This is a genomic window from Martinezella multihospitum (assembly GCF_900094585.1).
GTDB classification, from domain to species: domain Bacteria; phylum Pseudomonadota; class Alphaproteobacteria; order Rhizobiales; family Rhizobiaceae; genus Rhizobium; species Rhizobium multihospitium.
The window spans coordinates 193,591-218,412 of sequence record NZ_FMAG01000009.1 but is presented as its reverse complement, the minus strand read 5'-3'; the positions used below and the strand labels follow the sequence as shown (position 1 = coordinate 218,412).

Annotated in this window: 25 protein-coding genes and 1 tRNA gene; 11 read left to right on the top strand and 15 right to left on the bottom strand. The window is 60.2% G+C overall.

The genetic code is table 11. The features are described from left to right. Nucleotides 1–6 precede the first annotated feature (6 nt). From GA0061103_RS29240 to GA0061103_RS29225, 4 genes are all read right to left on the bottom strand, one after another. Nucleotides 7–993: an esterase-like activity of phytase family protein gene (locus GA0061103_RS29240; protein WP_092717670.1), complete on the bottom strand. Its 987-nt coding sequence runs from the start codon at nt 991–993 to the stop codon at nt 7–9. A gap of 122 nt (nt 994–1,115) precedes the next feature. Beyond that, on the bottom strand, nt 1,116–3,017 hold the full coding sequence (gene cobT, locus GA0061103_RS29235) for a cobaltochelatase subunit CobT (protein WP_092717666.1): 1,902 nt from the start codon (nt 3,015–3,017) through the stop codon (nt 1,116–1,118). A gap of 17 nt (nt 3,018–3,034) precedes the next feature. Next, on the bottom strand, nt 3,035–4,024 hold the full coding sequence (gene cobS, locus GA0061103_RS29230) for a cobaltochelatase subunit CobS (RefSeq protein WP_092717663.1): 990 nt from the start codon (nt 4,022–4,024) through the stop codon (nt 3,035–3,037). A gap of 310 nt (nt 4,025–4,334) precedes the next feature. Beyond that, nucleotides 4,335–4,955, bottom strand: a complete 621-nt coding sequence (locus GA0061103_RS29225; protein WP_092717659.1) for a J domain-containing protein — start codon at nt 4,953–4,955, stop codon at nt 4,335–4,337. Between the two features lie 107 nt (nt 4,956–5,062). Here GA0061103_RS29225 and GA0061103_RS29220 point away from each other — a divergent pair, with 107 nt between their 5' ends. Further along, nucleotides 5,063–5,350 carry a BolA family protein gene (locus GA0061103_RS29220; RefSeq protein ID WP_092717656.1) on the top strand — a complete coding sequence of 96 codons (288 nt, stop codon included), beginning with the start codon at nt 5,063–5,065 and terminating at the stop codon, nt 5,348–5,350. A 45-nt stretch (nt 5,351–5,395) separates the two neighbouring features. Here the strand turns inward: GA0061103_RS29220 and GA0061103_RS29215 are convergent, their stop codons facing one another. The 5 genes from GA0061103_RS29215 to GA0061103_RS29195 form a co-directional block, all read right to left on the bottom strand. Continuing rightward, on the bottom strand, nt 5,396–5,980 hold the full coding sequence (locus tag GA0061103_RS29215; protein ID WP_092717653.1) for a mobile mystery protein B: 585 nt from the start codon (nt 5,978–5,980) through the stop codon (nt 5,396–5,398). A gap of 2 nt (nt 5,981–5,982) precedes the next feature. Further along, nucleotides 5,983–6,462, bottom strand: a complete 480-nt coding sequence (locus tag GA0061103_RS29210; RefSeq protein WP_208603578.1) for a mobile mystery protein A — start codon at nt 6,460–6,462, stop codon at nt 5,983–5,985. Between the two features lie 168 nt (nt 6,463–6,630). Beyond that, nucleotides 6,631–7,941: an HlyC/CorC family transporter gene (locus tag GA0061103_RS29205; protein ID WP_092717645.1), complete on the bottom strand. Its 1,311-nt coding sequence runs from the start codon at nt 7,939–7,941 to the stop codon at nt 6,631–6,633. Then, the gene (gene aroB, locus GA0061103_RS29200) at nt 7,941–9,071 is read right to left on the bottom strand and encodes a 3-dehydroquinate synthase (RefSeq protein WP_092717642.1); all 1,131 of its coding nucleotides are present in this window, start codon (nt 9,069–9,071) and stop codon (nt 7,941–7,943) included. The genes GA0061103_RS29205 and aroB overlap by 1 nt, the downstream gene beginning before the upstream one ends. Then, nucleotides 9,068–9,661: a shikimate kinase gene (locus GA0061103_RS29195; RefSeq protein ID WP_092717639.1), complete on the bottom strand. Its 594-nt coding sequence runs from the start codon at nt 9,659–9,661 to the stop codon at nt 9,068–9,070. The genes aroB and GA0061103_RS29195 overlap by 4 nt, the downstream gene beginning before the upstream one ends. A gap of 160 nt (nt 9,662–9,821) precedes the next feature. Here GA0061103_RS29195 and GA0061103_RS35165 point away from each other — a divergent pair, with 160 nt between their 5' ends. From GA0061103_RS35165 to GA0061103_RS29170, 5 genes are all read left to right on the top strand, one after another. Beyond that, complete coding sequence (locus GA0061103_RS35165) at nt 9,822–9,989, top strand: hypothetical protein (RefSeq protein WP_092717636.1); 168 nt, start codon at nt 9,822–9,824, stop codon at nt 9,987–9,989. Beyond that, entirely contained in the window at nt 9,986–10,975 is a 990-nt protein-coding gene (xerD, locus tag GA0061103_RS29185; protein ID WP_092717633.1) for a site-specific tyrosine recombinase XerD, read from the top strand. Before GA0061103_RS35165 ends, xerD begins: the two co-directional genes overlap by 4 nt. Before the next feature lie 63 nt (nt 10,976–11,038). Further along, nucleotides 11,039–11,992 carry an acetyl-CoA carboxylase carboxyltransferase subunit alpha gene (locus tag GA0061103_RS29180; protein ID WP_092717631.1) on the top strand — a complete coding sequence of 318 codons (954 nt, stop codon included), beginning with the start codon at nt 11,039–11,041 and terminating at the stop codon, nt 11,990–11,992. A 230-nt stretch (nt 11,993–12,222) separates the two neighbouring features. Continuing rightward, the gene (locus GA0061103_RS29175; RefSeq protein WP_092717628.1) at nt 12,223–13,536 is read left to right on the top strand and encodes a L,D-transpeptidase family protein; all 1,314 of its coding nucleotides are present in this window, start codon (nt 12,223–12,225) and stop codon (nt 13,534–13,536) included. Beyond that, nucleotides 13,529–13,762 carry a sulfurtransferase TusA family protein gene (locus tag GA0061103_RS29170; RefSeq protein WP_092717625.1) on the top strand — a complete coding sequence of 78 codons (234 nt, stop codon included), beginning with the start codon at nt 13,529–13,531 and terminating at the stop codon, nt 13,760–13,762. The genes GA0061103_RS29175 and GA0061103_RS29170 overlap by 8 nt, the downstream gene beginning before the upstream one ends. Nucleotides 13,763–13,951: 189 nt before the next feature. On the opposite strand, the gene GA0061103_RS29165 is transcribed toward GA0061103_RS29170, so the two are convergent. Next, a complete protein-coding gene (locus GA0061103_RS29165) occupies nt 13,952–15,160 on the bottom strand; it encodes a CobW family GTP-binding protein (RefSeq protein WP_092717613.1) in 1,209 nt (402 codons plus the stop codon). A gap of 117 nt (nt 15,161–15,277) precedes the next feature. Beyond that, nucleotides 15,278–16,444, bottom strand: coding sequence for a D-alanyl-D-alanine carboxypeptidase family protein (locus tag GA0061103_RS29160; protein WP_092717611.1), 1,167 nt, complete (start codon nt 16,442–16,444; stop codon nt 15,278–15,280). 193 nt (nt 16,445–16,637) lie between these two features. On the opposite strand from GA0061103_RS29160, the gene GA0061103_RS29155 reads away from it, so the two are divergent. From GA0061103_RS29155 to GA0061103_RS29145, 3 genes are all read left to right on the top strand, one after another. Then, complete coding sequence (locus tag GA0061103_RS29155; protein ID WP_092717608.1) at nt 16,638–17,798, top strand: M20 aminoacylase family protein; 1,161 nt, start codon at nt 16,638–16,640, stop codon at nt 17,796–17,798. Between the two features lie 119 nt (nt 17,799–17,917). Next, nucleotides 17,918–17,994 (top strand) — tRNA-Arg (locus GA0061103_RS29150). Nucleotides 17,995–18,028: 34 nt separating this feature from the next. Beyond that, a complete protein-coding gene (locus GA0061103_RS29145; RefSeq protein WP_245304898.1) occupies nt 18,029–18,622 on the top strand; it encodes a GNAT family N-acetyltransferase in 594 nt (197 codons plus the stop codon). On the opposite strand, the gene GA0061103_RS29140 is transcribed toward GA0061103_RS29145, so the two are convergent. Further along, on the bottom strand, nt 18,613–19,071 hold the full coding sequence (locus tag GA0061103_RS29140; RefSeq protein ID WP_092717605.1) for an Ivy family c-type lysozyme inhibitor: 459 nt from the start codon (nt 19,069–19,071) through the stop codon (nt 18,613–18,615). The genes GA0061103_RS29145 and GA0061103_RS29140 overlap by 10 nt on opposite strands. Nucleotides 19,072–19,130: 59 nt before the next feature. After that, entirely contained in the window at nt 19,131–19,397 is a 267-nt protein-coding gene (locus tag GA0061103_RS29135; protein ID WP_075853728.1) for a BON domain-containing protein, read from the bottom strand. A 198-nt stretch (nt 19,398–19,595) separates the two neighbouring features. Between GA0061103_RS29135 and dxr the strand changes: the two genes are divergently transcribed. Both dxr and GA0061103_RS29125 read left to right on the top strand, forming a co-directional pair. Next, nucleotides 19,596–20,789, top strand: coding sequence for a 1-deoxy-D-xylulose-5-phosphate reductoisomerase (gene dxr, locus GA0061103_RS29130; RefSeq protein WP_092717602.1), 1,194 nt, complete (start codon nt 19,596–19,598; stop codon nt 20,787–20,789). Between the two features lie 37 nt (nt 20,790–20,826). Further along, a complete protein-coding gene (locus GA0061103_RS29125; RefSeq protein ID WP_092717599.1) occupies nt 20,827–21,741 on the top strand; it encodes a pyridoxal-phosphate dependent enzyme in 915 nt (304 codons plus the stop codon). A 67-nt stretch (nt 21,742–21,808) separates the two neighbouring features. Here the strand turns inward: GA0061103_RS29125 and GA0061103_RS29120 are convergent, their stop codons facing one another. Beyond that, nucleotides 21,809–23,023, bottom strand: coding sequence for an alginate lyase family protein (locus GA0061103_RS29120; RefSeq protein WP_245304897.1), 1,215 nt, complete (start codon nt 23,021–23,023; stop codon nt 21,809–21,811). Between the two features lie 377 nt (nt 23,024–23,400). Beyond that, nucleotides 23,401–24,612 carry a 5-aminolevulinate synthase gene (gene hemA, locus GA0061103_RS29115; RefSeq protein WP_092717920.1) on the bottom strand — a complete coding sequence of 404 codons (1,212 nt, stop codon included), beginning with the start codon at nt 24,610–24,612 and terminating at the stop codon, nt 23,401–23,403. Nucleotides 24,613–24,822: the final 210 nt, after the last annotated feature.

Below are 24,822 nucleotides of genomic sequence, written 5' to 3'. Positions count from 1 at the left end.
TTGCTTCTAGTTCTGGCTGACGAGATTGTCGTCGCGCAGGCGAAATTCGAGCATCAGGCTGCGTTGCAGGATCGAATGATTGTCGTCCGAGATCAGGATGAGGTGCAGCGAGCCATCGGCAGCGCGGAAAACATCGATGCCCTCCATATTGTCGATCTGTTCTCGCGTGCTGGCTTCGAAGATCACATTGCCATCTACAACGGCGCCCGGCTTGATATCAGCGCCAGCAACACGGCGGATGCGCACGCCAAGGCCATGCATCAATCCGAAGCGCCGCTCTAGCAGCAACAGGTCGCCATCGGGCAGAAAGACGCCATCGCTAACACTGAAGTCGCCATGATGCCGAACGGTGAAGTGCCCACTCAGCGGCCCATCCAGAATGGCGGCAAGCATATTGCCCTCATCATCCCGGCTGTCTTCCGTAACGATGACAGCCCCGCCGGCAAGCGGGCTCGACTGCGGCGCGATCATCAGCGCCTCGAGACTGCGATTGGCGCGCAACTGTAATCTCGGGATCGGGAGAGGCAAGCTGCCGTCAGGCGGAGAAATCTCGAAACCCGGGTCGGGATAGGCATCGACGCGATGTTGTTGTTCGTAGCTGACAAGGACATGATCGCCCCGCAGCGCCAGCCCCTCCGCATCCATACCGCCCCTGCCGGGATCGGTGCCGCCGTGACGATCGATCATCGGCAAGATACGGGCGTCGCTGATACCCTTCAGCCGGCCCTTGTCGTCGCGCTCGATCGCTCCCGTCAGCCAATGACCGGTATCCAGTACCGAAATAAAATGCTGTTGGTCGGAACGGAAGCGAATTGCGGAGATGGCGCCGAGAAGAACATTTTCCGAACTGAGTTCAAGGCCACCGACGAATTCCAGCGAACCGAACCGCGTTTCATTCGAACCTGGCTTGAATGTGGAAATAACGGTAGCGCGGATATTTGCCGGACCGCCTTCCTCCCCATCATCGCCGGAGCTGCAGCCGGCAAGCAACATTGCCAAAACGGCTGCTATCAAAGCAGCCCATGCCCTGCATGCGCAGCGGCCTGAAGGGGCAGTACCGCCGGCGGGAAAGGGCACCGGCCGTAAGGCCGATGCCAAGGGAGACCCGAGCGGGCTCAGCTGGCGCGGCGCATGCGCGAGCGCGGCATGCTCGTCTGATCTTCGAACAGCGAGGCAAGCTGTTCCGTCATGGCTCCAGCCAGTTCATCGGCATCGACGATGGTGACAGCGCGGCGATAGTAGCGCGTCACGTCATGGCCGATACCGATCGCCAGCAGTTCGACAGGCGAACGCGTCTCGATCTGATCGATGACGGCGCGCAGGTGCCGCTCAAGATAATTGCCCGGATTGACCGACAGCGTCGAATCGTCGACCGGCGCACCGTCCGAGATCATCATCAGGATGCGGCGCTGTTCACGGCGTCCAAGTAGGCGGTTGTGCGCCCAGATCAGCGCCTCGCCGTCGATGTTTTCCTTGAGCAGGCCTTCGCGCATCATCAGCCCGAGATTGGCGCGCGAGCGACGGTAAGGCTCGTCCGCCGACTTGTAGATGATGTGGCGCAGATCGTTCAGGCGGCCTGGCGTCTGCGGCTTGCCGCCGGCAAGCCACTTCTCACGCGCCTGCCCGCCCTTCCAGGCCTTGGTGGTGAAACCAAGGATTTCGACCTTGACGCCGCAACGCTCCAGCGTCCGTGCCAAGATATCGGCGCAGGAGGCGGCAACCGTGATCGGCCGTCCGCGCATCGAGCCGGAATTGTCGATCAGCAGCGTCACGACCGTGTCACGGAACTGCGTGTCGCGCTCCATCTTGAAGGACAGCGCCTGCGTCGGATCGATGATCAGGCGCGGCAGACGCGCCGGGTCGAGATAGCCCTCTTCCAGATCGAAATCCCACGAGCGGTTCTGCTGCGCCATCAGACGACGCTGCAGACGGTTGGCGAGCCGGCCAACGGCGCCCTGCAGATGCGCAAGCTGCTTGTCGAGGAAAGCGCGCAGGCGTTCGAGTTCGGCCACATCGCACAGCTCCTGCGCCGTCGTGGTCTCGTCGAACTCCTCCGTATAGACGTGGTAGTCGACCTTCTCGTTGAAATCGGCGAAAGGCGTGTTCGGACGGCGGGTCTCGCCCGGCGTTTCCGAGTCTTCCTCACCCTCTTCGCTCATGTCGTCGTCGGAGATCTCGCCGCCGTCTTCGGTCGCGCCGTCTTCCATCTGCTCGTCGGAAGCTTCGCTGTCCTCAGCCGGCGCGGCATCGGAGCCCTCGTCTTCCTTGACGTCGTCGTTATCCTGGTCCTCGCCGTTCGGCTTGTCCTCTTCGCTCGCCTGCTCCTCGCTGTCGGGCTCGGATTGCTCGTCGCCATATTCCTCGGCCATTTCCATGGCCGACAGCATATTGCGGACGACTCGCGCGAAGCTCTGCTGATCGTTGATGGCCGACAGCAGGTTGTCGAGTTGGCCGCCGGTCTTTTCCTCGATGAAGGGGCGCCAGAGATCGAGCACCTTGCCGGCGCTTTCCGGCGGCTTCTGGCCGGTCAGCTTCTCGCGCACGATCATCGCCATGGCTTCGCCGATCGGCGCGTCCTCCTGGCGCTCGATGCCGGAGAAATTCGCCTTGGCGTATTTCTCGGTATTCATCGAGTTGATGTTGGCGGCAACACCGCTCATGCGCAGCGAGCCGATCGATTCGACGCGGGCCTGTTCGACGGCATCGAAAATGCTGCGAGCGTCGGCGCCCTGCGGCGCCATGACGGCATGCACGCGGGCGTCGTGACAGGCGAGCCGCAGGGCCATCGAATCACCGAGGCCGCGCGTTACCGCCAGCTCATGGGCTGTCGGCCGCTTCGAAAGCTCCGGCAAGCGAATACGCTCGCCGGTCATTCCCGGGCGTTCGTTGGCGAAGGCCACCTCGACCTCGGCATCGCCGGCGATCGAGCGGACACAGCCTGTGATCGCCCGGCGCAACGGCTCCATGTCCACCGGAGCACCCGGCTTCGCTTTGGAATTATCTCCGCGACCTGACATGATGTGTCGGCTTTTCCTTAGGCTTCGAGCACGATATTGGCTGCACTTTCCTTCAGCTCGACGCCGAAGGCGCGCTGATAGTGCTCGGCGACCAGCGGCCGCTCCAACTCGTCACACTTGTTGAGGAAGGTAACGCGGAAGGCAAAGGCGACATCGCCGAAAATTTCCGCATTCTCAGCCCAGGTGATGACGGTACGCGGGCTCATGACGGTCGACAGGTCACCGTTCATGAAGGCCGCGCGCGTCAGGTCGGCGACACGCACCATCTTGGAAACCGTATCGCGGCCCTTCTCGGTGCGGAAGGACTTCACCTTCGCCAGCACGATATCGACTTCGTTGTTGTGCGGCAGGTAGTTCAGCGTCGTCACGATCGACCAACGGTCCATCTGTGCCTGGTTGATCTGCTGCGTGCCGTGATAGAGGCCGGTCGTGTCGCCGAGGCCGATGGTGTTGGCAGTCGCAAACAGGCGGAAGGCCGGGTGAGGACGGATGACACGGCTCTGGTCGAGCAGGGTCAGGCGGCCCGAGGATTCCAGCACACGCTGGATGACGAACATCACGTCCGGGCGGCCGGCGTCATATTCGTCGAAGACGAGCGCGACATTGTGCTGGTAAGCCCAGGGCAGAATGCCGTCCTTGAATTCGGTGACCTGCAGCCCGTCCTTGACGACGATCGCGTCCTTGCCGACGAGATCGATACGGCTGACATGGCTGTCGAGGTTGATACGCACGCACGGCCAGTTGAGGCGCGCGGCGACCTGCTCGATGTGGGAGGACTTGCCGGTGCCGTGATAGCCCGAGATCATCACGCGGCGGTTATGAGCGAAGCCGGCGAGAATGGCGAGCGTGGTCTCGCGGTCAAAAAGGTAGTCCGTGTCCAGATCGGGCACATAGGCGCCGCCCTGGCTGTAGGCCGGAACGCGGATGTCGGAATCGATGCCGAAGACTTCGCGGACCGAAACTGTGGTGTCGGGAACTTCGGAAATATCAAGGTCAATCTTGCTCATCATGTCTCCAGGGCGGGTGGCTCTCACCCTGCCATATCAATCTCAGCCGTGTTGTCCGAAACGCCGCAGCTTTTTTGCCCGCATCCGTTCGGTCGGAACAGCGGCGATACTTCTCCGGGACTAAAGCAAAATCTCGGCGCGATTATATGATCGCTTGCGAGCATCCTTGAACAGAGTCCCCGGACAAGAAACGCCGCGTCCGGAAAGTTGACCGAGGTGCCGCCAGCCAAATGCGCACCCTGCCGCGGTTGCCCGCAGCTTCAGCCGATTTGGACCATACCTGATTGAAGGCGGAGAGCAAGGACGGGAATTAACAAAAACCGTTCTGCTTCAATAATTGATAGGCCTGAATGACCGCGCGAAAACGCTCCTCCGATCCGCGGTCGCCGCCATTGGCATCGGGATGGTGCATTTTCACCAATTCCTTGTAACGGCGCTTGATATCCGGGGCTGAGGCATTGGCGCCAAGACCCATCGTATCGAAGGCTTTCGCTTCCAGCGTCTTCAGCTTGCGCTGCTGCGGAAAACGCGGGCCGCGACCCTGCCCCTCGCCTTCCTTGACGAAGCCGAAGGGGTCGCGGACGCGGCTATAGGCGCCGGAGCGGATATCCGATTGCAGAGGGCTGTTCTTGGCCGCCTTGTTGACACCAACGGTCCAGGTCGGACGATGGCCGGTGATGGCTTCCTTCTGGTAGCGCGCGATCTCGCCGTCCGAGAGGCCGGAGAAATAATTGTAGCCCTTGTTGTATTCCTTCACGTGCTCGAAGCAGAACAAAAAGAACTGCCCTTCCGCATTGCGCCCCACCGGGGCGCGATGCGTACCGTGCTTGTCGCAGCCGTCCCACTGGCATGTCGGCGGGCCCTGTTCGGGCTCCTGCGCGCGCTTGCGGCGGGTGCGGATACGATCGAAATATTTTGAATCAAGTCTCATGGCGTCCTAATTATGGGGCCTTGGCTACCCCACAACAAGAATTGACAAACAGGAATGTTATAGGCTTTGTGGGAGCCTTTTTTCATGAGCGAGGTCGACGCGGGAATATGGAAACCACACTGCAATCCCGCATTGAGCGGAAGCTTACCGACGCCTTCGCGCCCGAGCGCCTTGCCGTCATCAACGAAAGCCACCTGCATGCGGGCCATCAGCCCGACATGACCGGAACCGGCGAAACTCATATAAGAGTTCGCATCGTTTCCGCCAAGTTTTCCGGCATGCCGCGCCTTGCGCGCCACAGGGCGATCAACGAACTCTTGAAGCCGGAACTGGATGCCGGACTGCATGCGCTGGCGGTAGAGCCCGCCGCTCCGGGAGAGGCAGTGCGCTGGTAGGCTGGCACAGCGCATAACTCAGCCAGACCGACCTCCGGCTGTGCATCATGCTCCGACGAAATTGAAAAGCAGCGCCATGTTGCCAGCATCCGCAGCCCGAAGAGCAAGGATGTAGGCATTCCGCCGCTCGTTATCGGCTTGTATATCCACGCCGCTCGCCCACTCAATCGGCGGGTGCCTGAAGTAGTCCCCAAGAAAAATATCGGCTGCTATGCGAGCGTGACGACCATTTCCATTTGGAAACGGATGGATCTGCACCATCCTATGATGAAAGCGCGCTGCGGCTTCCTTGGGTGGAAAGACCGCGTGTTCGGCCCAATAGCGAGCATCATCTAAGAGCATCCGAATTTGGACGGAGATCTGGAGAGGATCGATGCCGATGTTTTTCTCGGTCAGGCGATAAGTCCCCGCCCATATCCAGACATCGCCAAATAGCCTCTTGTGCAGTGTTCTCACAAACTCGGCCGTCAAGATATCACCTATTCGACGCCTCTCGACCCAACGAAGGCCGGCTGCAATGTTGGCACTCTCAAGCTCATCGAGTTGAAGACGCGTGGTAATATGTCTGAATTTCAGCCCCTCGATGTCATCGGCGTCGAGTGGAGTCGCTCCCTCCGGCTCCTGAAACATCACTAAACCACCCAGAGATCCGATGGCCTCTTTTCGGCGAGCTCTCTGGCCAAACTCTCGATCTCTTCCTCGAGTAGATCGGACGGCAGAGCCTGCTTCTCCAGCGCCATATGAGCATTGGTCCGGCGAAGCAGTGATTGCGCCTTCCGCCGCGCTTGATCCATGATCATCTCTTCGACAGAGCCTTTCAGCACGATGCCATAAACGAAACGCCCGCCCATCGCTTCCGCAAGCTTTTCCATTTGCCCGATGGAAATAGCCGTTGAACGCTCGTTCCGTTCCGCTTGATAGATAGCATTGCGGCTTACCGCCAATCGATCGGCCAGCTGCTGAACGGACATCCCCAAGGCCTTTCTGACCGTGGCGATCCAGCCCTCTGGCGGTACACCGCTCAAGAGCTGGGTTTCGGCCTTGTCGACAAGCCGAACATACTGCTTCAGCACAACTTTCTTAATGCTCATTGGTTCACCAAAGGCAGCCATTTGCCTACTTATTGATATACATCTTTACATATTTTGTATAGCTATAAATATACAAATAACAACAATCCGCATATCTATAAATATACAGATCATGCAGGGCTGCATATGTACAGCTTAACACCGAAGCGTTCTGCGTCTTTCAAAGCCAATTTCACCTTGATGCCGGAATTACTCCGGCTTTGCCTCTTCCGTCTCGGCGGGGCGGATGCGCAGCTTGGTGATACGGTTCTTTTCCCGCTTCATGACGATGAAGCGCTTGCCGTAGAAGGTGAAGGCCTGACGCTCTTCGGGAATGGTCATCGATTCGTGGATGACGAGGCCGGCAATCGTGGTTGCCTCTTCGTCCGGCAGATCCCAGTCGAGCGCGCGGTTCAGGTCGCGAATCGGCACCACGCCGTCGACGACGATCGAGCCGTCGGCTTCCTGCCGCACGCCCTGGATATCGAGATCGTGCTCATCGGCGATATCACCGACGATTTCCTCCAGAATATCTTCCAGGGTGACGATGCCCTGCACCTCGCCATATTCGTCGACAACGACGGCGAAATGCTGCTTGCGACGCAGGAAGGCGTTGAGCTGATCTTCGAGATTGGTGCTATCAGGCACGAACCAGGGCTTTTGCGCAATCTTGACGATGTCGAGATTTTCCGGCTCGACATTGCGCTCCGCCAGCGCCCTCAGCAGGTCCTTGGCGTGGACGACGCCGATGATGTTGTCGATCGTGCCGCGCCAGAGCGGCATGCGCGTATAGGGGCTGTCGAGAATGGCGCGCACCACCACTTCGGGCGGATCGTCGGCATTGATGGCGCGCATCGCCGTGCGGTGCACCATGATATCGGAAAGCTCGAGTTCACCGAGATCGAGCACGCCGCCCAGGCGGTCGCGATCGGCCTTGACCACGGAACCCTCGCGGTGAAGCAGGTCGACGGCGCCGCGCAGCTCCTCATGCGCCGACAGCATCGACACCTCCCTGGAGAGGTTGATACCGAACAGACCGAGGATCCAGCGGACGATGGCATTGACGAAACTCGAAATCGGGCCGACGAAGGCAACGAACAACCGCACCGCGCCGGCCACGTTGAGCGCGAAGCGATCCGGCGTCGAAATCGCCCAGCTCTTCGGCAGCACTTCGGCGAAGATGACGAGAATGACGGTCATGGCAGCCGTCGCCAGCGCCACGCCGGAATTGCCGAACAGCCCGAGGAAGACGCTGGTCGCCAACGAAGAGGCCAGGATGTTTGCGAGATTGTTGCCGATGAGGAGAGCGCCGATCAGCCGGTCACGCCGCTCGATCAGGCGCCGCACGATGCCAGCCTGCTCATCGCCATTGGCTTCAAGCGTATGGATGCGGGTGCGGGACACCGCGGTAAGTGCCGTCTCCGAACCGGAAAAGAACGCCGACACCAATACGAGCACGATGATCGAGATGATCTCGGGCCAGTATTCAAGCAGGACTGCCAGCGTGCCCTCGACGGTCATCAGGGGTGCTTTTCCTTCAGGAAACTTAAGACTTCGGAAGACGGCACGTCGTCCGCAACGAAGGACTGGCCGACGCCATGCGTGAGGATGAAGGTGAGCTTGCCGCTCTTGACCTTCTTGTCCTGCGCGATCGCATCCATCAGTGTTTCGGCCGGCGGCAGCTCTCCCGGGATATCGCCCATGCGGGTCGGCAGGCCGACGGCCTTCAGATGTGCCTCGACGCGTTTGGCATCATCCGGACTTGCCAGATTGAGGCGCGCGGAAATTTCGTGCGCCAGCACCATGCCGATCGCAACGCCCTCGCCATGCACCAGCCGGCGGCTGTCATAGGCGGTGGCGGCTTCCAGCGCGTGGCCGAAGGTGTGGCCAAGATTGAGCAGGGCGCGAGGGCCGTTTTCACGCTCGTCGGCGACGACGACATCGGACTTTGCCTGACAGCTCGCCGCGATCGCCTCGATGCGAGCAACACCACCGGAAAAGACATCCTTCCAGTTCGCCTCGAGCCAGGCAAAGAAATCCGGCTTGTCGATCAGGCCGTATTTGGCGACTTCGGCATAGCCTGCACGGAATTCCCGCTCGCTCAGCGTATTCAGCACGTCGGTATCGGCCAGCACAAGATCCGGCTGATGGAAGACGCCGACCAGGTTCTTGCCGTGATGGGTGTTGATGCCCGTCTTGCCGCCGACAGACGAATCCACCTGCGCAAGCAGCGAGGTCGGAATCTGTACGAAACGAACGCCGCGGCGCACGATGCCGGCGGCGAAGCCGGAGAGATCGCCGATGACGCCGCCACCAAGCGCGATCACCGCATCGTTGCGCTCGACTCGCGCCGTCAGCACCGCGTCGCAAACGGTGATCAGATGCTCGAAGCTTTTTGTCTTTTCGCCGGCGGGCAGAACGAGGCTGGACGCCTGGATGCCGGCCGCTTCGAGGCTGGCAACCAATGCATTAAGATAGAGCGGCGCGACGTTTTCATCGGTGATGATGGCGGCCTTGCGGCCCTTCAGCCGCGCTGCGATCTCTTGGCCCGCACGGGCTATCAGGCCGGGACCGATCAGGATGTCATAGGCACGCTCACCGAGAGGCACGCGCACGAGACGCTCAGCGGAAGCCGGTGTGATCGCATTCATGGTATTTTGCTTTCTGCTTTCTTTCCCTCGGCGATGGCGGCAAGGACTTCCCTGACCATGATATCCTTATTCACATCGCGGGAGAGAACCGTGATATCGGCTTCCGCATAGATCGGATAGCGCGCATTCATCAGGTTTTCGAGGGTCTGTTTCGGATTTTCGGTCTTGAGCAGAGGACGCGTGTCACGCTTGTTCACCCGCTCCCATAGCACGTCGAGATCGGCCTTCAGCCAGACGGAAAGGCTGCCACGCTTGACATGCAGCCGCGTGCTTTCGTTGATGAACGCGCCGCCGCCGGTCGAGACGACACGCGGGCCGCCCTTGAGGAGCCGCTTGATGACACGCGTTTCCAGCGCCCGAAATTCCTGCTCGCCATAGGCAGCAAACAGTTCGGCGATCGTCATGCGCGACACACGCTCGATTTCGATATCCGTATCGACGAATGGAAGGCCGAGCTGCTGCGCAACGGGCCGGCCGATCGAGGATTTTCCCGCTCCCATCAATCCCACGAACACGAGATTGCGTTGACCCAGCGCAGCGCGCGCCCTGTCTTTAAGACTTTCGGCAAGGGTCAGGACTTGTTCACTCATCGGCCCATTCACAATTTCTTTGGAAACGGTATCGTCAAATGCACCGGTAGCGTCAAGACGCCGCTGTCGTAAACATGTCTGCAATATCCTTCAGCTAACCCTTGAAGGACATAATTATTGCGCATCGCCGCGCCAATGAACGGCGAAGGAGAGTTTTCGAATGCCGACCCTGTTTCGCTTCCTTGTCATCTGCGCGGTCATCGCCGGATCGATCTATGGAGCGATGTGGGCTCTGGTGCTCTTCGTCGATCCTGAGCCACGCGATGTGACGATCCGCATTGCCCCCGAACGCCTCAACCCGCCGACGACAGGCTCGCTGAAACCATGAGCGCGCAGGCCGAGAATATACGAGCGGGCAAGAGGGATCTGGGGCGAGTACATCTGGAAGCCTTTCTGGAGATGATGAGCGCCGAGCGCGGTGCTGCCATCAACACGCTGCAATCCTACGAGCGCGATCTCGACGATCTCCATTCATTCCTCTCCGGGCAGGGCGTCCGCCTGACGGAAGCCGGCTCCAGCGATCTGGGCGCCTATCTTGCCAGCCTGTCGAGCCAGGGCTTCAAACCATCCTCCCAGGCACGCCGGCTCTCCGCCATGCGGCAATTCTATAAGTTCCTCTATGCTGAAGGTCTCCGCACGGACGACCCGACAGGGATCCTCGATGCGCCCAAGAAAGGCCGCGCCCTTCCAAAGACGATGGGCGTCGATGAAGTGACGAGGCTTCTGACCCAGGCGGAGGAGGAAGCCGCGGCCGACGGACCGGACCGGCTGCAGCGCCTGCGCATGCTGGTGCTCCTGGAGATGCTCTACGCCACCGGCATGCGCGTGAGCGAGCTCATCTCTTTGCCGGTGAAGGTGCTGGATCAGGAAGGCCGCTTCCTGATGATCCGCGGCAAAGGCAACAAGGAGCGGCTGGTGCCGCTGTCGCAGTCGGCCATTTCGGCGCTGAAAACCTATGGACGGCTGCAGGCCGAGATTGCCGCGAGCGCCAAGAACCCTGACCCCGAAAGCCCATGGCTTTTCCCCGCTGCGTCCAGGCAAGGCTACCTGCCGCGTCAGGTTTTTGCGCGCGATCTCAAGGACCTTGCCATCCGGGCGGGCCTGACGCCGTCGATGATCTCGCCGCACGTGATGCGCCATGCCTTCGCGAGCCATCTTCTCGCCAATGGCGCGGACCTGCGCGTCGTGCAGGAACTTCTCGGCCATTCGGACATTTCGACGACGCAAATCTACACACATGTGCTGGAAGAACGCCTTCATCAGCTGGTCCAAACGCATCACCCCCTTGCCAAACAGGCAAAAAAACAGGATTAGGACCGGCATACAGGCTGAAGCCGCCATCTCTCGTCACGGGCAAAAGGATCGGAAACGCACCTCATGCACAATTATCTGGACTTCGAAAAACCCATCTCGGATCTCGAAGGCAAGATTCACGAGCTCAAGAAACTGGCGAGCGAAGACGAAAGCATCGACACGTCCGAGGAAGTCGGGCGGCTTGAAATCCGCGTCCGCGAGGCGATGGCCGACATCTATTCCAAGCTCAACGCCTGGCAGAAGACGCAGGTCGCCCGCCACCCGCAGCGTCCGCATTTCGTCGACTATGCCAGTACGCTGTTTACGGAATTCACGCCGCTGGCCGGCGATCGCCAATTCTCCGAGGATGCCGCCATCCAGGCAGGCTTTGCCCGCTTCCGTGGCCAGCCGGTCGCGCTCATCGGCCAGGAGAAAGGCAACGACACCAAGAGCCGCCTGAAGCATAATTTCGGCAGTGCCCGGCCGGAAGGTTACCGCAAGGCGATCCGCATCCTTGAAATGGCCGACCGTTTTCAGCTCCCGGTTATCACGCTGGTCGACACCGCCGGCGCCTATCCGGGTGTCGGCGCCGAAGAGCGTGGCCAGGCCGAAGCGATCGCCCGCTCGACCGAGATGTGTCTCGGCGTGAAAGTGCCGATCATCTCCATCGTCATCGGCGAAGGCGGCTCCGGCGGCGCCATCGCCATTGCCGTCGGCAACCGCGTCTACATGCTCGAACATTCGATCTACAGCGTGATTTCGCCCGAAGGTGCGGCCTCGATCCTATGGCGCGATTCAACGCGCGCCAAGGAAGCCGCAACCAACATGAAGATAACGGCCGATGATCTGAAGAGCCTCGGGGTGATCGACGGCATCATCTCCGAGCCTGTCGGCGGCGCGCATCGCGATCCGAACGCGGTGATAAGCTCGGCCGGCGAAACGATTGCGAACGCACTTGCAGAACTTTCCAGCCGTTCGGGCGAACAATTGCGCAGTGACCGCCGCCAGAAATTCCTCAACATCGGTCGCAATCTCTAAGCAGCATTCGGAAAAAGTGATCGCTGAAAGCGGGAATGAGGCCAAACCTTGGCCACATTTCCGTTATCGAAGCAGTTATGGCAAAGAAAAGCTTGCCGGCGCGCCGCGGGCACGTCATAGGCTGGTAAGGAATTTTCAAGTATAAGCCGTCTATGATTCCGTTTCATGCTTCGAGGGGAGTGGCGAAACAGATCGAGCTGCCACTCTTCGCATTTATGGGCTAAGTCAGAATGCGCATCCGTCACCTTGCCTATGTTTCCCTGATGGCGCTGGCCCTCGCCGGCTGCAACGACGCGCTGGATACGGCGTCGGTCGACCTGTCGACGGTCAAGAACAAGGTCGAGCAGCCGCTTCCGAGCCATATCCTTGCCGACATGACCAAGAAGGGCATGGACCGCAACTCGCCGATCATGATCCGCATCTTCAAGGAAGAAGGCGTGATGGAGATCCTGAAGGCGAACCAGAGCAATCGTTTCGAAGTCATCGCGGATTACAAGATCTGCGCCTGGTCCGGCCGTCTCGGCCCGAAGGTGAAGGAAGGTGACCGGCAGGCGCCGGAAGGCTTCTACATGCTGACGCCGGCCAACCTGAACCCGAATTCGAAATATTACCTTGCCATCAATACCGGTTTCCCGAACCGCTATGATGCCGCCAACGGCCGCACCGGCGCCGATCTGATGATCCATGGTGCCTGCTCGTCGTCCGGCTGCTATTCGATGACCGATCAGCAGGTGCTGGAAATCTACGCTTTCGCGCGCGACGCCTTCAAGGGCGGCCAGAAGGCAGTTCAGCTCGAAGCCTTCCCTTTCCGCATGACGGCGGAAAACATGTGGAAGCACCGGCTGAGCCCCAATATCGAATTCTGGAAGATGCTGAAGGTTGGCTACGACAATTTCGAAGTCACCAAGCGCCCGCCTGATGTCGAGGTCTGCGAGAAGAAATACGTCTTCAACCAACAGGCCAGCGGCCCGTTCAACGCCGGCGGCAAATGCCCCGTCATGACCACGCCGCCTGCCCTGCAGATGGCGCTCGCGACCTATGACAAGCAGTATCAGGCGGACTACGCCACGGCCTCGAAGAAATTCGACGGTATGGCCTGGTACGATCCGACCGAAGCCGAGCGCAAGGCCGTCGTCGCCAAGCAGCGCAAAGGCCACGATATCGCCTATGCGCCCACAGGCACCGCCCTTGCTGCCGGCAAGATGATGAAGGTTGCCGACCTCGAATCGATGATGTCCAACCAGTCGGGGCAGCAGGTCGCGCGCGGCGGCACTGTCCTCAGCCCTACGGCCAATCCGGCAACCGCAAGCATCCGCGTGGCCACGGCAAGCCCTGCGACGGGTGCCCCGATAGCGCCTGCGCAGCAGCCTGCGGCCGGCCCGGTCGTTGCGGCCAATGTTCCGGCAAACGTACCGATCCCGACGGCGAACCCGATGAATCCCGGCCTCGATGCGCTGGCCTACGCGCCTGCACCGACCGTCGAGACCGCGCAGACCGAGGCCAAGAAGCCGCCCTTCTGGAAGTTCTGGGCCAAGAGTGAATAGTCCGGATACCGAGATCTACGATCTGCGTGGCCTGAAATGCCCCTATCCGGCGATCAAGACGGAAAAGCGCCTGCGCGGCATGGCAAGCGGCGCGACATTGACCGTAGAAACCACGGACCCGCTCGCTGTCATCGACATTCCCCATCTCTGCAATGAAAACGGTCATGCGCTTCTCGTGAGCGAGAAGACGGATAGCGGCCATCGATTTGTGATCCGCAAGGGCTGACCATTTGCACAGCCGGGGCCATCCTCGTGGTTCAAGGGTCGCTGCGCTCCCGCCTCACCATGAGAATGGGGCAACCGCGGGTTTCCCTTATCGCGCCGCCTTCTCTCCGATCATGGGCGACAGTGCGGCCAAGATCAGCCTCACCCTGAGCCTGTCGAAGGGCGAGGCGGGTTGCCGGATATCATAAAGCTAAAACTTCATCCCCGGCACGGCGAGCGGATTGTCCTGCAGCGCCGCCCTGTCCGGCGTATCGACGCGCGGCTTGCTGAGGAAGGCGTCGAACAGGCCCTTCACGAAGTCTTCGGGCAGATCCTTCGTAATGATCACCATGCGCGTGCGCCGGTCTTCGGGATCGGGCCAGGCCGGCAAGCGCACCGGAGCATGAAAGATGTTCTGCACGCCATGCAGCACGACGGGACGCTCCGGCCGGTCGGACACGGCAACGATTGCCTTCATGCGCAAGAGCTTTTCGCCATGCGCCGAACGAAGGAGATCGATGAACATTTCGAGCGCCATCGGATTGATAGGCTGGGTCTCGACGATCGAGAAAGACCGGATCGAACCGTCATGACGCGTGACATCATGAGCGTGCTGATGCCGGTGGCCATGGTGGTGCCCATGATGGTGATGATGATGACCATGGTCGCCATGATCATGGTCGTGATGATCGTGGTCGTGATGATCGTGGTCATCATGGTGATGGTGATGATCGTCGTCCGCTTCCAGCTCATCCTGCAGCCAACGGCCGACATCGGCGATCTTGGACGCCGGATCATAGAGGCCGTTGACGAGAATGCTTGCGCGGCCGGCTTCATCGCTATCGGCATTCACGATCTGCGCACGCGGATTGAGTGCCCGAAGACGGCTCTCCAGCTGCCCTTCCGGCACGGCGCCGGCAATCCCGGTCTTGGAAACGATCAGCCGGTCGGCGACCGCCACCTGCTTGCGCGCCTCTTCGTGATTGTCGAGCGTCTGCAGCCCGTTGACCGCATCGACGACGGTGATGACGCCATCGAGATCGAAATTGGTCGCGATGATCGGATTGCCCATGATCGATTGCATGACGGGGGCGGGATCGGCAAGGCCGGTCGTTTCGATGACGACGCGCTTCAGCGGTCGGATGCGCCCCGTCTGCATGGCGTCCATGAGGTTTGCCAGCGTATCCACCAGCTCGCCGCGCACCGTGCAGCACAAGCAGCCATCGGACAGCTCGATGATGGCGTCACCGGAGCTTTCCACCAGCAGATGGTCGATGCCGACATCGCCGAACTCGTTGATGATGACCGCCGCATCGCGCATGGCCTCGTCCTTGAGGATGCGGTTGAGCAGGGTCGATTTACCCGCACCGAGGAAGCCGGTCAGGATGGCAACCGGCACTCTTTGCTGCGAAACGCTCATGGCTAATATCCGATACTAGGGCAATTCCAGGAAAAGTGCGTAGCGGTTTTCCGTCCGGAATTGCGTGAAAACAAAGAGACAGAGCGGTTCAGCGATTCCGTGAAAAGCTGAATCGCTCTAGAAAGTGGGACGCGGCATGGGGATCGGGACATTGGCCCCGCTACCGGAGATCGCGATCTTGTTGTCCTTGGTCGCCTTGTCGCCTCTGGCCGTCACATCGTCCTTGTCGCCCTTGGCGGCCGTCGCGATGTCCTGGCCGCCGATCAGGCCGGCATAGACGAAATTGGGCTCATGATCCATTTCATGGATATAGGGCGACTGTACCTTGGTGCGGCCAAAGGGATCGCGGGTTTCGCTGCGCGCCTGCGCGCCCTTGGTGCTGCAGATGTCGGCGGTGACATCGGCGACATCAGCCGCAAGCGGCGCGTCGGGTTTGAGGGTCGCCAGCGTGTCGCGGGTCGACAGCTGGTTCTGGAAGCCCTTTTCCAGCAGATTGGCGGAATCGTCGGCGCGCGCCGCCAAGCTGTCCGTGCCGAGAACGACCGAGATCAGCGTGCGGCCGTTGCGGGTCGCTGATGCGATCTGGTTGAAGCCGGCCGCGCAGATGAAGCCGGTCTTCATGCCGTCGGCGCCGTCGAAGCGGCCGATGAGCATGTTGATGTTCGGCACCTGCTTGACGCCGTTGGTGAAGCCTTCGAGCGAGAAATAGCCGGCATATTGCGGAAATTCGCGGCGCAACGCCACGCTCAGGATGGCGAGATCGCGCGCCGTCGTATACTGCCCCTTGCCGGGCAGGCCGTTCGGATTGATGAAATGCGAGTCGCGCATGCCAAGCCGGGTGGCTTCCGCATTCATCCGCGCCACGAAGCCCTGCTGCGAGCCGCCGACGGTTTCGGCAACGGCCATGGCGAGATCGTTTGCCGATTTGACCAGCATCATCTTCAGCGCGTTGTCGAGCGTCATCTTCTGGCCGGGCTTGAAATACATCTTCGCCGGCGGCTGCGCCGCTGCAAGCTTCGACATGACGACGGGCGTATCGAGCCTAATCTGGCCGGACTGGATCGCCCGGAAGGTGACGTAAGTCGTCATCAGCTTGGTGAGCGAGGCGGGATACCAGCGGCGAAACGCCTCCTGCTGGTCGAGAACGCGGCCGGTGCTGACATCGACGAGAATATGCGGATTGGCTCCGGCCGTCTCAGCGGTCGACAGGAAAAGCATGGATGCTGCTGCGACCATAGGAACGAGCCGCAGGGCGGCATACAAACGATTCTGCTTCGTCGGCACGATCTATCCTTCAGAAGTCCGGAATTTTCTCGAAAGCTTCGTCTATTTAACCTATATGGCTAGGAGAAGGCAAAGGCGATTGACGACTTTATTTCCCAGCGGCACGCCGCAAAGGCCGCAAGAAACCGGCCAGGGCTGTGTCACGGATTCGTGCGTTGAACCAGAATCGATATTGATCAGTAGGAAAATCAGCATGCCGATCTTGAACAGAGCCGCAGAACTCCAGGGCGAAGTGACCGAGTGGCGCCGCCATATCCATGCGCATCCGGAACTTCTTTATGCGGTGGAAAATACGGCCGCTTTCGTCGCCGAGAAACTGCGCTCTTTCGGCGTCGACGAGGTGGTGACAGGCATCGGCCGCACCGGCGTCGTCGGCCTGATCCGCGGCAAGGGCGAAGGACGCACGATCGGCCTCCGCGCCGACATGGATGCCCTGCCGCTCACCGAGATCACCGGCAAGCCCTATGCTTCCGAAACGCCGGGCAAGATGCATGCCTGCGGCCATGACGGCCACACCGCCATGCTGCTCGGTGCCGCGAAATACCTCGCCGAGAACCGCAATTTCAACGGCAACATCGCCGTCATCTTCCAGCCAGCCGAAGAAGGCGGCGCCGGCGGCGACGCCATGGTCAAGGACGGCATGATGGAGCGCTTCCAGATCGCCGAGGTCTATGGCATGCACAACATGCCGGGCCTGCCCGTCGGCCATTTCGCCATCCGCAAGGGCGCGATCATGGCCGCGACCGATGAATTCACGGTGTCGATCAAGGGTGTCGGTGGCCATGCCGCCATGCCGCACAAGACGATCGATCCGATCGCCATCGGCGCGCAGATCGTTTCCAACCTGCAGCTCATCGCCTCGCGCAGCGCCAATCCGCTGAAATCGGTTGTTGTCTCCGTCACGACGTTCAATGCCGGCAATGCCCATAACGTCATCGCGAACGATGCGAGCTTCACCGGCACCGTGCGCACGCTCGACCCGGAAATGCGCGATCTTGCCGAACAGCGCTTCAAGCAGATCGTCTCCGGCATCGCGACGAGCCACGGCGCGGAGGTCGAGATCGAATTCCAGCGCAACTACCCCGTCACCTTTAACCATGCCGACGAGACCGATCACGCAATCGCGGTGGCTGAGGAAATCGCCGGCACGGGCAATGTCATCCCGAATATCGATCCGATGATGGGCGGCGAGGATTTCTCCTACATGCTGCTCGCCCGCCCCGGCGCCTTCATCTTCGTCGGCAACGGCGACAGCGCCGGCCTGCACAACCCGGCCTACGACTTCAACGACGAAGCCATCGCCCACGGCATTTCCTACTGGGTGCGGCTTGCCGAACAGCGCCTCAACGCCTGAGGCTTCGTCACCATTCCCCGTGCGCCTCACGAGGGCGCACGGCACCACAAAGCGAATTGTCCCGAGGACGTAAAAGGGCTTGGCTTCCAGCCTTTGCTTTTGTATGGATCATGCCGAGTGGTCTCGTAGCTCAGCAGGATAGAGCATCAGATTCCTAATCTGAGGGTCACGCGTTCGAATCGCGTCGAGATCACCATTTTCCAGCCTGAATGATGACCGCGTGATTGAGATTGGAAGAATATCAGACTTTAGCGCGTGCGAATGCTTTGACCCTCGTTGAGCCAAACCTGCCCAACTTACGGGATTTCGAACATGCGCTCATGCGCGGATGGTCGCCCGATCCCCGGCGCCAGCAAGACAAGTCATTCATCGAAACGGAACTAAAATCACTGAGACAAAACAGACAGGCTTTCCTGACGCGGCTTACAGCCAGCGAAGTCATCGCCACGTCTGTATCGAACCATGAGCCCCAATATCTAACAATCCAATCATTCTGGATCTGGGACGGAGCCTTTTGCGGCTACATCACATTTCGTTATTTGCCCGGAACGATACAATTGCCCTTACATGTGCCGGGTCATGTGGGTTACTCCGTTGTTCCCTGGAAACAGGGGCGGGGATATGCGACGCAAGCCCTGCGGCTTCTGCTGCCGGTCGCAGATCAGGCCGGCTTCACCAGGATAAGCATCATTTGCAACGAGGATAACCTTGCATCGAAGCGGGTTATCGAGAAAGCGGGCGGCGTATTTCACCACATAGGCGCCGACGCATCGGATTCCCCAGCCATATCGAAGCTGTTCTTCGATCTGCCGACTCATTTGTAATCAAACGCATCCGGATGGTTCCCCAGACTGCCGGTCAGCGCTGCATAGAGGATAGTCCGACCATCGATCGCTTCATTGCCCGGACCGATGTTCATCCAGGTCAGTTTTTCGGATACAGTTTTCTGGTCGGCGACCCGAAGCACACCGTACATGATCTTCTTGTCTGGGTCGTACAGAACCGCGATCTGCTCGTCGCCGCAATCATGCTGCTTGCAGGCGCTCATGACATAAACCTTGTCTCCCCCGAACATGAGTTCGTTGCCAGGAGACTCGACCGTCTTTCCGTTGATCCAGTCCGGCAGCCTGTGGCCTTTCGCCATAGCCTTGAAGGCCGCGCTCGCGACCGGATCCTTGGCGATGTCACGGAATGTTGTGGGATGATCTTGTGCGGATGCACCGGTGGCGGCGAGGATGCCCGTCACGAAGACGGCCACGATGATCTTTCTCATGCGCTTTCCCTTGAACAATGGAATGCACGGCAAATCGGTATGGCACTTACGCCTCGAGGTCATCCGACAGCGATCCTGTTTCTGACCAGCCGCACGCCGGGAATGGATTCCGCAACCGCGGTTGCCCGCTTCACCTCCTGATATGTCGCGACCGAGCCATCCAGGCGGATTTCCTGGCCCGCGGCCGTCACGGTGACATCGGACGCATCGATTCCGCCGGCAACGGCAAGCGCATTGGCAACGGCAGATTCCAGGGCCGAGCGTCTGGCCTGTTCGTTTTCCAGATAGAGCTCCATGCCATGAAACGTTGCTGCCTTGAAAACCATTCGTGACCCTCCGCATTCGAGTGGTCAGAAAACGCAGCACTTTGCATTTGGTTCAACGGAACCTGGAAAAATATTACTAAATCAGTAATTTCACCTTTTGCGTGCACCGGCGACAGAACCGTTGCATGGCTGCAGACTTGCCGCTCCACGCATTCCCCTGTAGAGCCATGGGGAACAGCAGCAAATGCGGATACCTGAATGAACACCGGCAGCACGGCGCGTCGTCGCCTGACGATATTGGGTTCGACCGGCTCCATCGGCCAGAATACGCTCGACGTCATCGCCCAGCTTGGCGGACGCGACGCCTTCGATATCGCCGCCATCACCGGGCATGACAATATCGAGCTGTTGGCCGAGCAGGCCAAGGCCTGCGGCGCCGCCTTCGCCGTCACTGCCAGGGAAGAGCGCTATCAGGATCTGAAGGACGCGCTTGCCGGCACCGGTATTGCCGTTGGCGCGGGCAAGAATGCGCTGATAGAAGCCGCCTCCATGCCCTCGGATTGGGCGATGGCGGCAATCGTCGGCACCGCCGGCCTGGCGCCGACGCTGGCGGCCGCACGCCGTGGCGCCGATATTGCGCTGGCCAACAAGGAATGTCTCGTCTCCGCCGGCGATCTCTTCGTGCGCGCCGTTGCCGAAGGCGGGGGACGGCTGATCCCGGTCGACAGCGAACACAGCGCCATCTTCCAGGCGCTGGAAGACGACCAGCAGCATGCGGTGGAGCGCATCATCATCACCGCATCCGGCGGCCCCTTCCGCACCTGGACGCGCGAGCAGATGGCCAATGTCACGCCCGCGACCGCGCGTGCTCATCCCAACTGGTCGATGGGCTTCAAGATCTCTATCGGCAGCGCCTCGATGTTCAACAAGGCACTGGAGATGATCGAAGCGAAGCATCTCTTCAATGTCCGCCCGGACCAGATCGAAGTCGTGGTGCATCCGCAATCCGTTATTCATTCCATGGTCGGCTATACGGATGGCTCGGTGCTGGCGCAGCTCGGCTGTCCCGACATGCGCACGGCGATCGGCTATGCGCTGACCTACCCCGCCCGCACCAGGCTCAGCGTCGACCGGCTGGATTTCGCCAAGCTAGCGCGGTTGGATTTCGAGGCGCCGGATGAGGTTCGCTTCCCGGCACTGCGCCTTGCCCGCACCGCACTGGAGCGCGGCGGCCTGCAGGGCGCCATCATGAACGCAGCCGAAGAGATTGCCTTTCATGCCTTCGTCGACGGCCGCATCGGCTTCCTCGAAATGGCCGATATCGCCGAGGCCGTCATGGACGAGATGATCGCGACCGGCAGCGCCGAAAGCATGGATGCTGTCTTTGCCGCCGACGAGGAAGCCCGCAGCCGCGCGGCAGCACTCGTCGCTCAGCGGGACAAAGCGGCCTAAACCTCATCGCCGGCAACGCCTTCGGACAGATCATTCCATGCCACTTCATCTCGAAACTCCGCTCCTCGAATCCCGACCGCTCAGCCAGGCATCGGGACGCACCATCTGGTTGAAGATGGATGCGCTCCAGCCGCCAGGCTCCTTCAAGATCCGCGGCGTAGGTGCTGCCTGCGAGCACCACGCAAAGAACGGGAAGCGACGCTTCGTCTCTTCCTCCGGCGGCAATGCCGGCATTGCGGTTGCCTATGCCGGTCGCCGTCTTTCGATCCCCGTATCGGTCTTCGTTCCCGCGACGACGTCGGACCGCGCGAAAGCGCTGATCCGCCAGGAGGGCGCCGAAGTCTTCGTGCACGGCGCATCCTGGCAGGAGGCGAATGAACGTGCGCTGCAGGCCGTCGACGCAGACACCGCGTTCATCCATCCCTTCGATGATCCGCTTCTCTGGAGCGGCCACGCAACGATGATCGACGAGGTCGTCAGAGCCGGGGTGCAGTTCGATGCGGTCGTTCTTTCAGTCGGCGGCGGCGGACTGCTCGCCGGCGTTTCGGAGGGACTCGACCGCAACAGCCTTCAACACATTCCGATCATCGCCGCCGAAACCGAAGGCGCCGCCTCGCTCGCAGCTGCGGTGACATCAGGCAAACCAGTGGAATTGCCCGCCATCACCAGCATCGCAACATCGCTTGGCGCCCGCAAGGTTGCCGAGCGTGCCTTTGAAATTACTCAAAACAGGCCGGTCGATAGCATTGTCGTCAGTGATCGGGCTGCCGTCGATGCCTGCCTGCGCTTCCTTGACGATCACCGCGTCCTCGTGGAACCGGCTTGCGGTGCTGCACTGGCCGTCGCCTATACCCATGCCGATCGCCTGGCACACTTTGAGCGCGTGCTGATAATCGTCTGCGGCGGCGCGACCGCGACCCTCGCCCAGCTGCAGGCCTGGCAAGCATCCTGATCGCTGCCGGAAGCTTGGCGGCGGCGCCCTTCCATGCAAATGGCCCGGTCTCGCTCCGGCAAGACCATCAGTGGAGCGTATAGAGGAGAGTGCCGTAACCGAGCTGGTCGTAACCGCCACTGTTCGGGCCGTAGTCGCCGCCACCGCCCTCGGCGCGAAGCTTGGACGCGAAGGCGGAAACATAGGGGGCATTGAGCCCCTTCAGGACGACATAGTGATTATAGAGCATTTCCCAGACCGGCCGCGCCGTTCCCCTGCCCGCGTCTGAAATCGATGTCTGGGTGACATCGCTGTTCTTGTAGGTCGTGTACGGCACCTCATGGCCGAGATTGTATTTGGCGGCATATTCGGCGCCGGCAAGCACGAGGTTGTTGTCGTAGCCATAGAGATCGTCGCCCTGTGACCAGGCCATCTGGCAGATCGCGCCGACGAGAGCGATATCGAGCGTCGTATGTCCCTGATCACGCCCGGATTCCTGGACCTGAGCCAAGCCCCCATCATAGACCTTCCAGAAAGTCTTGTTCAGCGCACCATTCCCGGCGCCGCTGTGGAGATAGTCGATCGCTTCCTTGTAGATATCGGCTCTGTCGGTCAGCACGCCGATCGCCAGCATGGAGGCGAGGTTCGAGAGATCCCAATTCGCCCAATAATGGTCCACCTTGGCACCATTGTGCCTGACCAGAAAATCATGGTTCATGGGGTAAAATACCCTGAGCATCATGCCCTGGAACCTCGTCAGGTCGTCTGCTCTCCAGCCGCCATAGCCTCGCAGGATCTCCGCTGCATTGGCCATCTCATAGCCGTAGATCCCCGACGCGAGAAACTTGTCCGACGTACCGTCTATTTCCGTCAGCGTCGACGACCAGGCGTTCAACACCTCGACCGCCTTGGCCGCGTAAGCCGCATCGCCGCTGATCTTCCAGCGGAGAGCCAAGGCGTAGGCGGCAGCGGCATCATTGAAGATCAGCGCATAGTTTTGAGCATGAACGCCGTCATCACCACGAAAAATATTGGAAACCGGCCGGGGCTTATAGCTCAGCGACGCGTGCTTGTTGCTGACCAGCATTTGCCAGCCAGCGACGGTTGGCTTGGAACCGGCGGCGATCTGCTTGATGATCCGATCGAAATCCGCCTGGCTTTGCAAGAGGCCTGGATGGACAAATGTTCTTGCAGCACTGCCTGTCGTGATCGTGTCGGCCTGGTTAATGGCAGCGCCGCTGGGGAAAGCCTTGCCAGACGTCGAATTGCCGTTCGCCGCCGAAGCCTGAGTTTCGTTACTCATGAGGCTGAGGCAAAGCCCCATCGCGACAAGCAAACCAGCTCTTATTCGCTTGCCGCTATGGTCGTACAAATACATCGTTCACCCGGAGCTATCGCAAGATATTCCCCGCGACCGCCGGTTCTTGCAGGCTTCAAAACAGCCAATCCACCGACCATCACGACTAATCCCCACGCCGTAGATCATGGGACGCCGTGTTATTACTCCGAATTTTTGAGAGTTTGAACAGCCTGCGTTCGCTAAGTGAATGCCGCTTCCAGAAAACAGCGCATAGCGGATTTCACCTGCGCATTTCGTATTATTATCGAACTCGGAAACAACAATGCCGACCGCAGGCACACTGCGACCGGCATATTTGCGACGGGCGAAAAGCCTGGGCCTTACGCGACAGCCCGGGCGAGTGCACAGCGCGACCAAAGCGCATGCAGTGCGCTGACCAGCTGCTCGATATCACCATCCGAATGCAGCGGCGTCGGCGTGATGCGCAGACGCTCGGTCTTCTTCGGAACAGTCGGATAGTTGATCGGCTGCACATAGACACCGGCGTCCAGCAGCAGGTCGGAAATCCACTTGCACTTGGCGGCATCGCCGACCATGACCGGCACAACATGGCTCGGGTTCGGCATATGCGGAATGCCCGCCGCATCGAGTTGGGCGCGCAGCCTGCGCACGCGATCCTGATGGCGCATGCGTTCGAACTGGCTGACCTTCAGATGCTGGATCGAGGCGACGGCGCCCGCAGCCAGAGCCGGCGGCAGCGACGTCGTGAAGATGAAGCCCGATGCAAACGAACGGATGAAATCACAGAGCGCGGTGGAAGCGGCAATATAGCCGCCCATGACGCCGAATGCCTTGCCGAGCGTGCCTTCGATGACGGTCAGGCGATCCATCAATCCCTCGCGCTCGGCAATGCCGCCGCCGCGCGGACCGTACATGCCGACGGCATGCACTTCATCGAGATAGGTCATCGCACCGTACTTGTCGGCGAGGTCGCAGATTTCCTTGATGGGGGCGATATCGCCATCCATGGAATAAACGGATTCAAAGGCGATCAGCTTCGGCGCCTTTGGATCGGCAGCCTTCAGCTTGGCTTCGAGATCGTGCAGGTCGTTATGCTTCCAGATGACCTTGTCGCACTTCGCATAGCGAATGCCTTCGATCATCGAAGCGTGGTTGAGCGCATCCGAGAAGATGATGAGGCCGGGAATGCGCGCGCCGAGCGTGCCGAGCGTCGCCCAATTGGAAATATAGCCCGAGGTGAAGATCAGCGCGGATTCCTTGCCGTGCAGATCGGCGAGTTCCTGCTCGAGCAGAACATGATAGTGGTTGGTGCCAGAAATATTCCGGGTGCCTCCCGCACCCGCGCCACAGTGATCGATCGCTTCCTTCATCGCTTCGATCACTTTCGGATGCTGGCCCATGCCGAGATAGTCGTTGGAGCACCAGACGGTCACTTCCTGCGGGCCATTGGCCGTATGCCTGATAGCGCGGGGGAAATTGCCACGGCGGCGTTCGAGATCTGCAAAGACCCGATAACGACCCTCATTGTGAAGACCGTCCAGCTCGCCCTTAAAAAATGCTTCGAAATCCATCATCTGCTCCAGTACCGTGCAACCGTTTTCGAGAATGCCGGTTCACACGTCAACCCCTCCGCATTGCTTTCGCGCCCGCTGCGGCAAATGGCCCCTAATTTTGAACAATTCCAGACAAGAATAACCATTGACGTCAAATTGACAATCGAAACCATGCTGGAAACACTCTCTCCGGAGCGGAGGGTAAACCCCGCCGCTCCGGGCTTATTC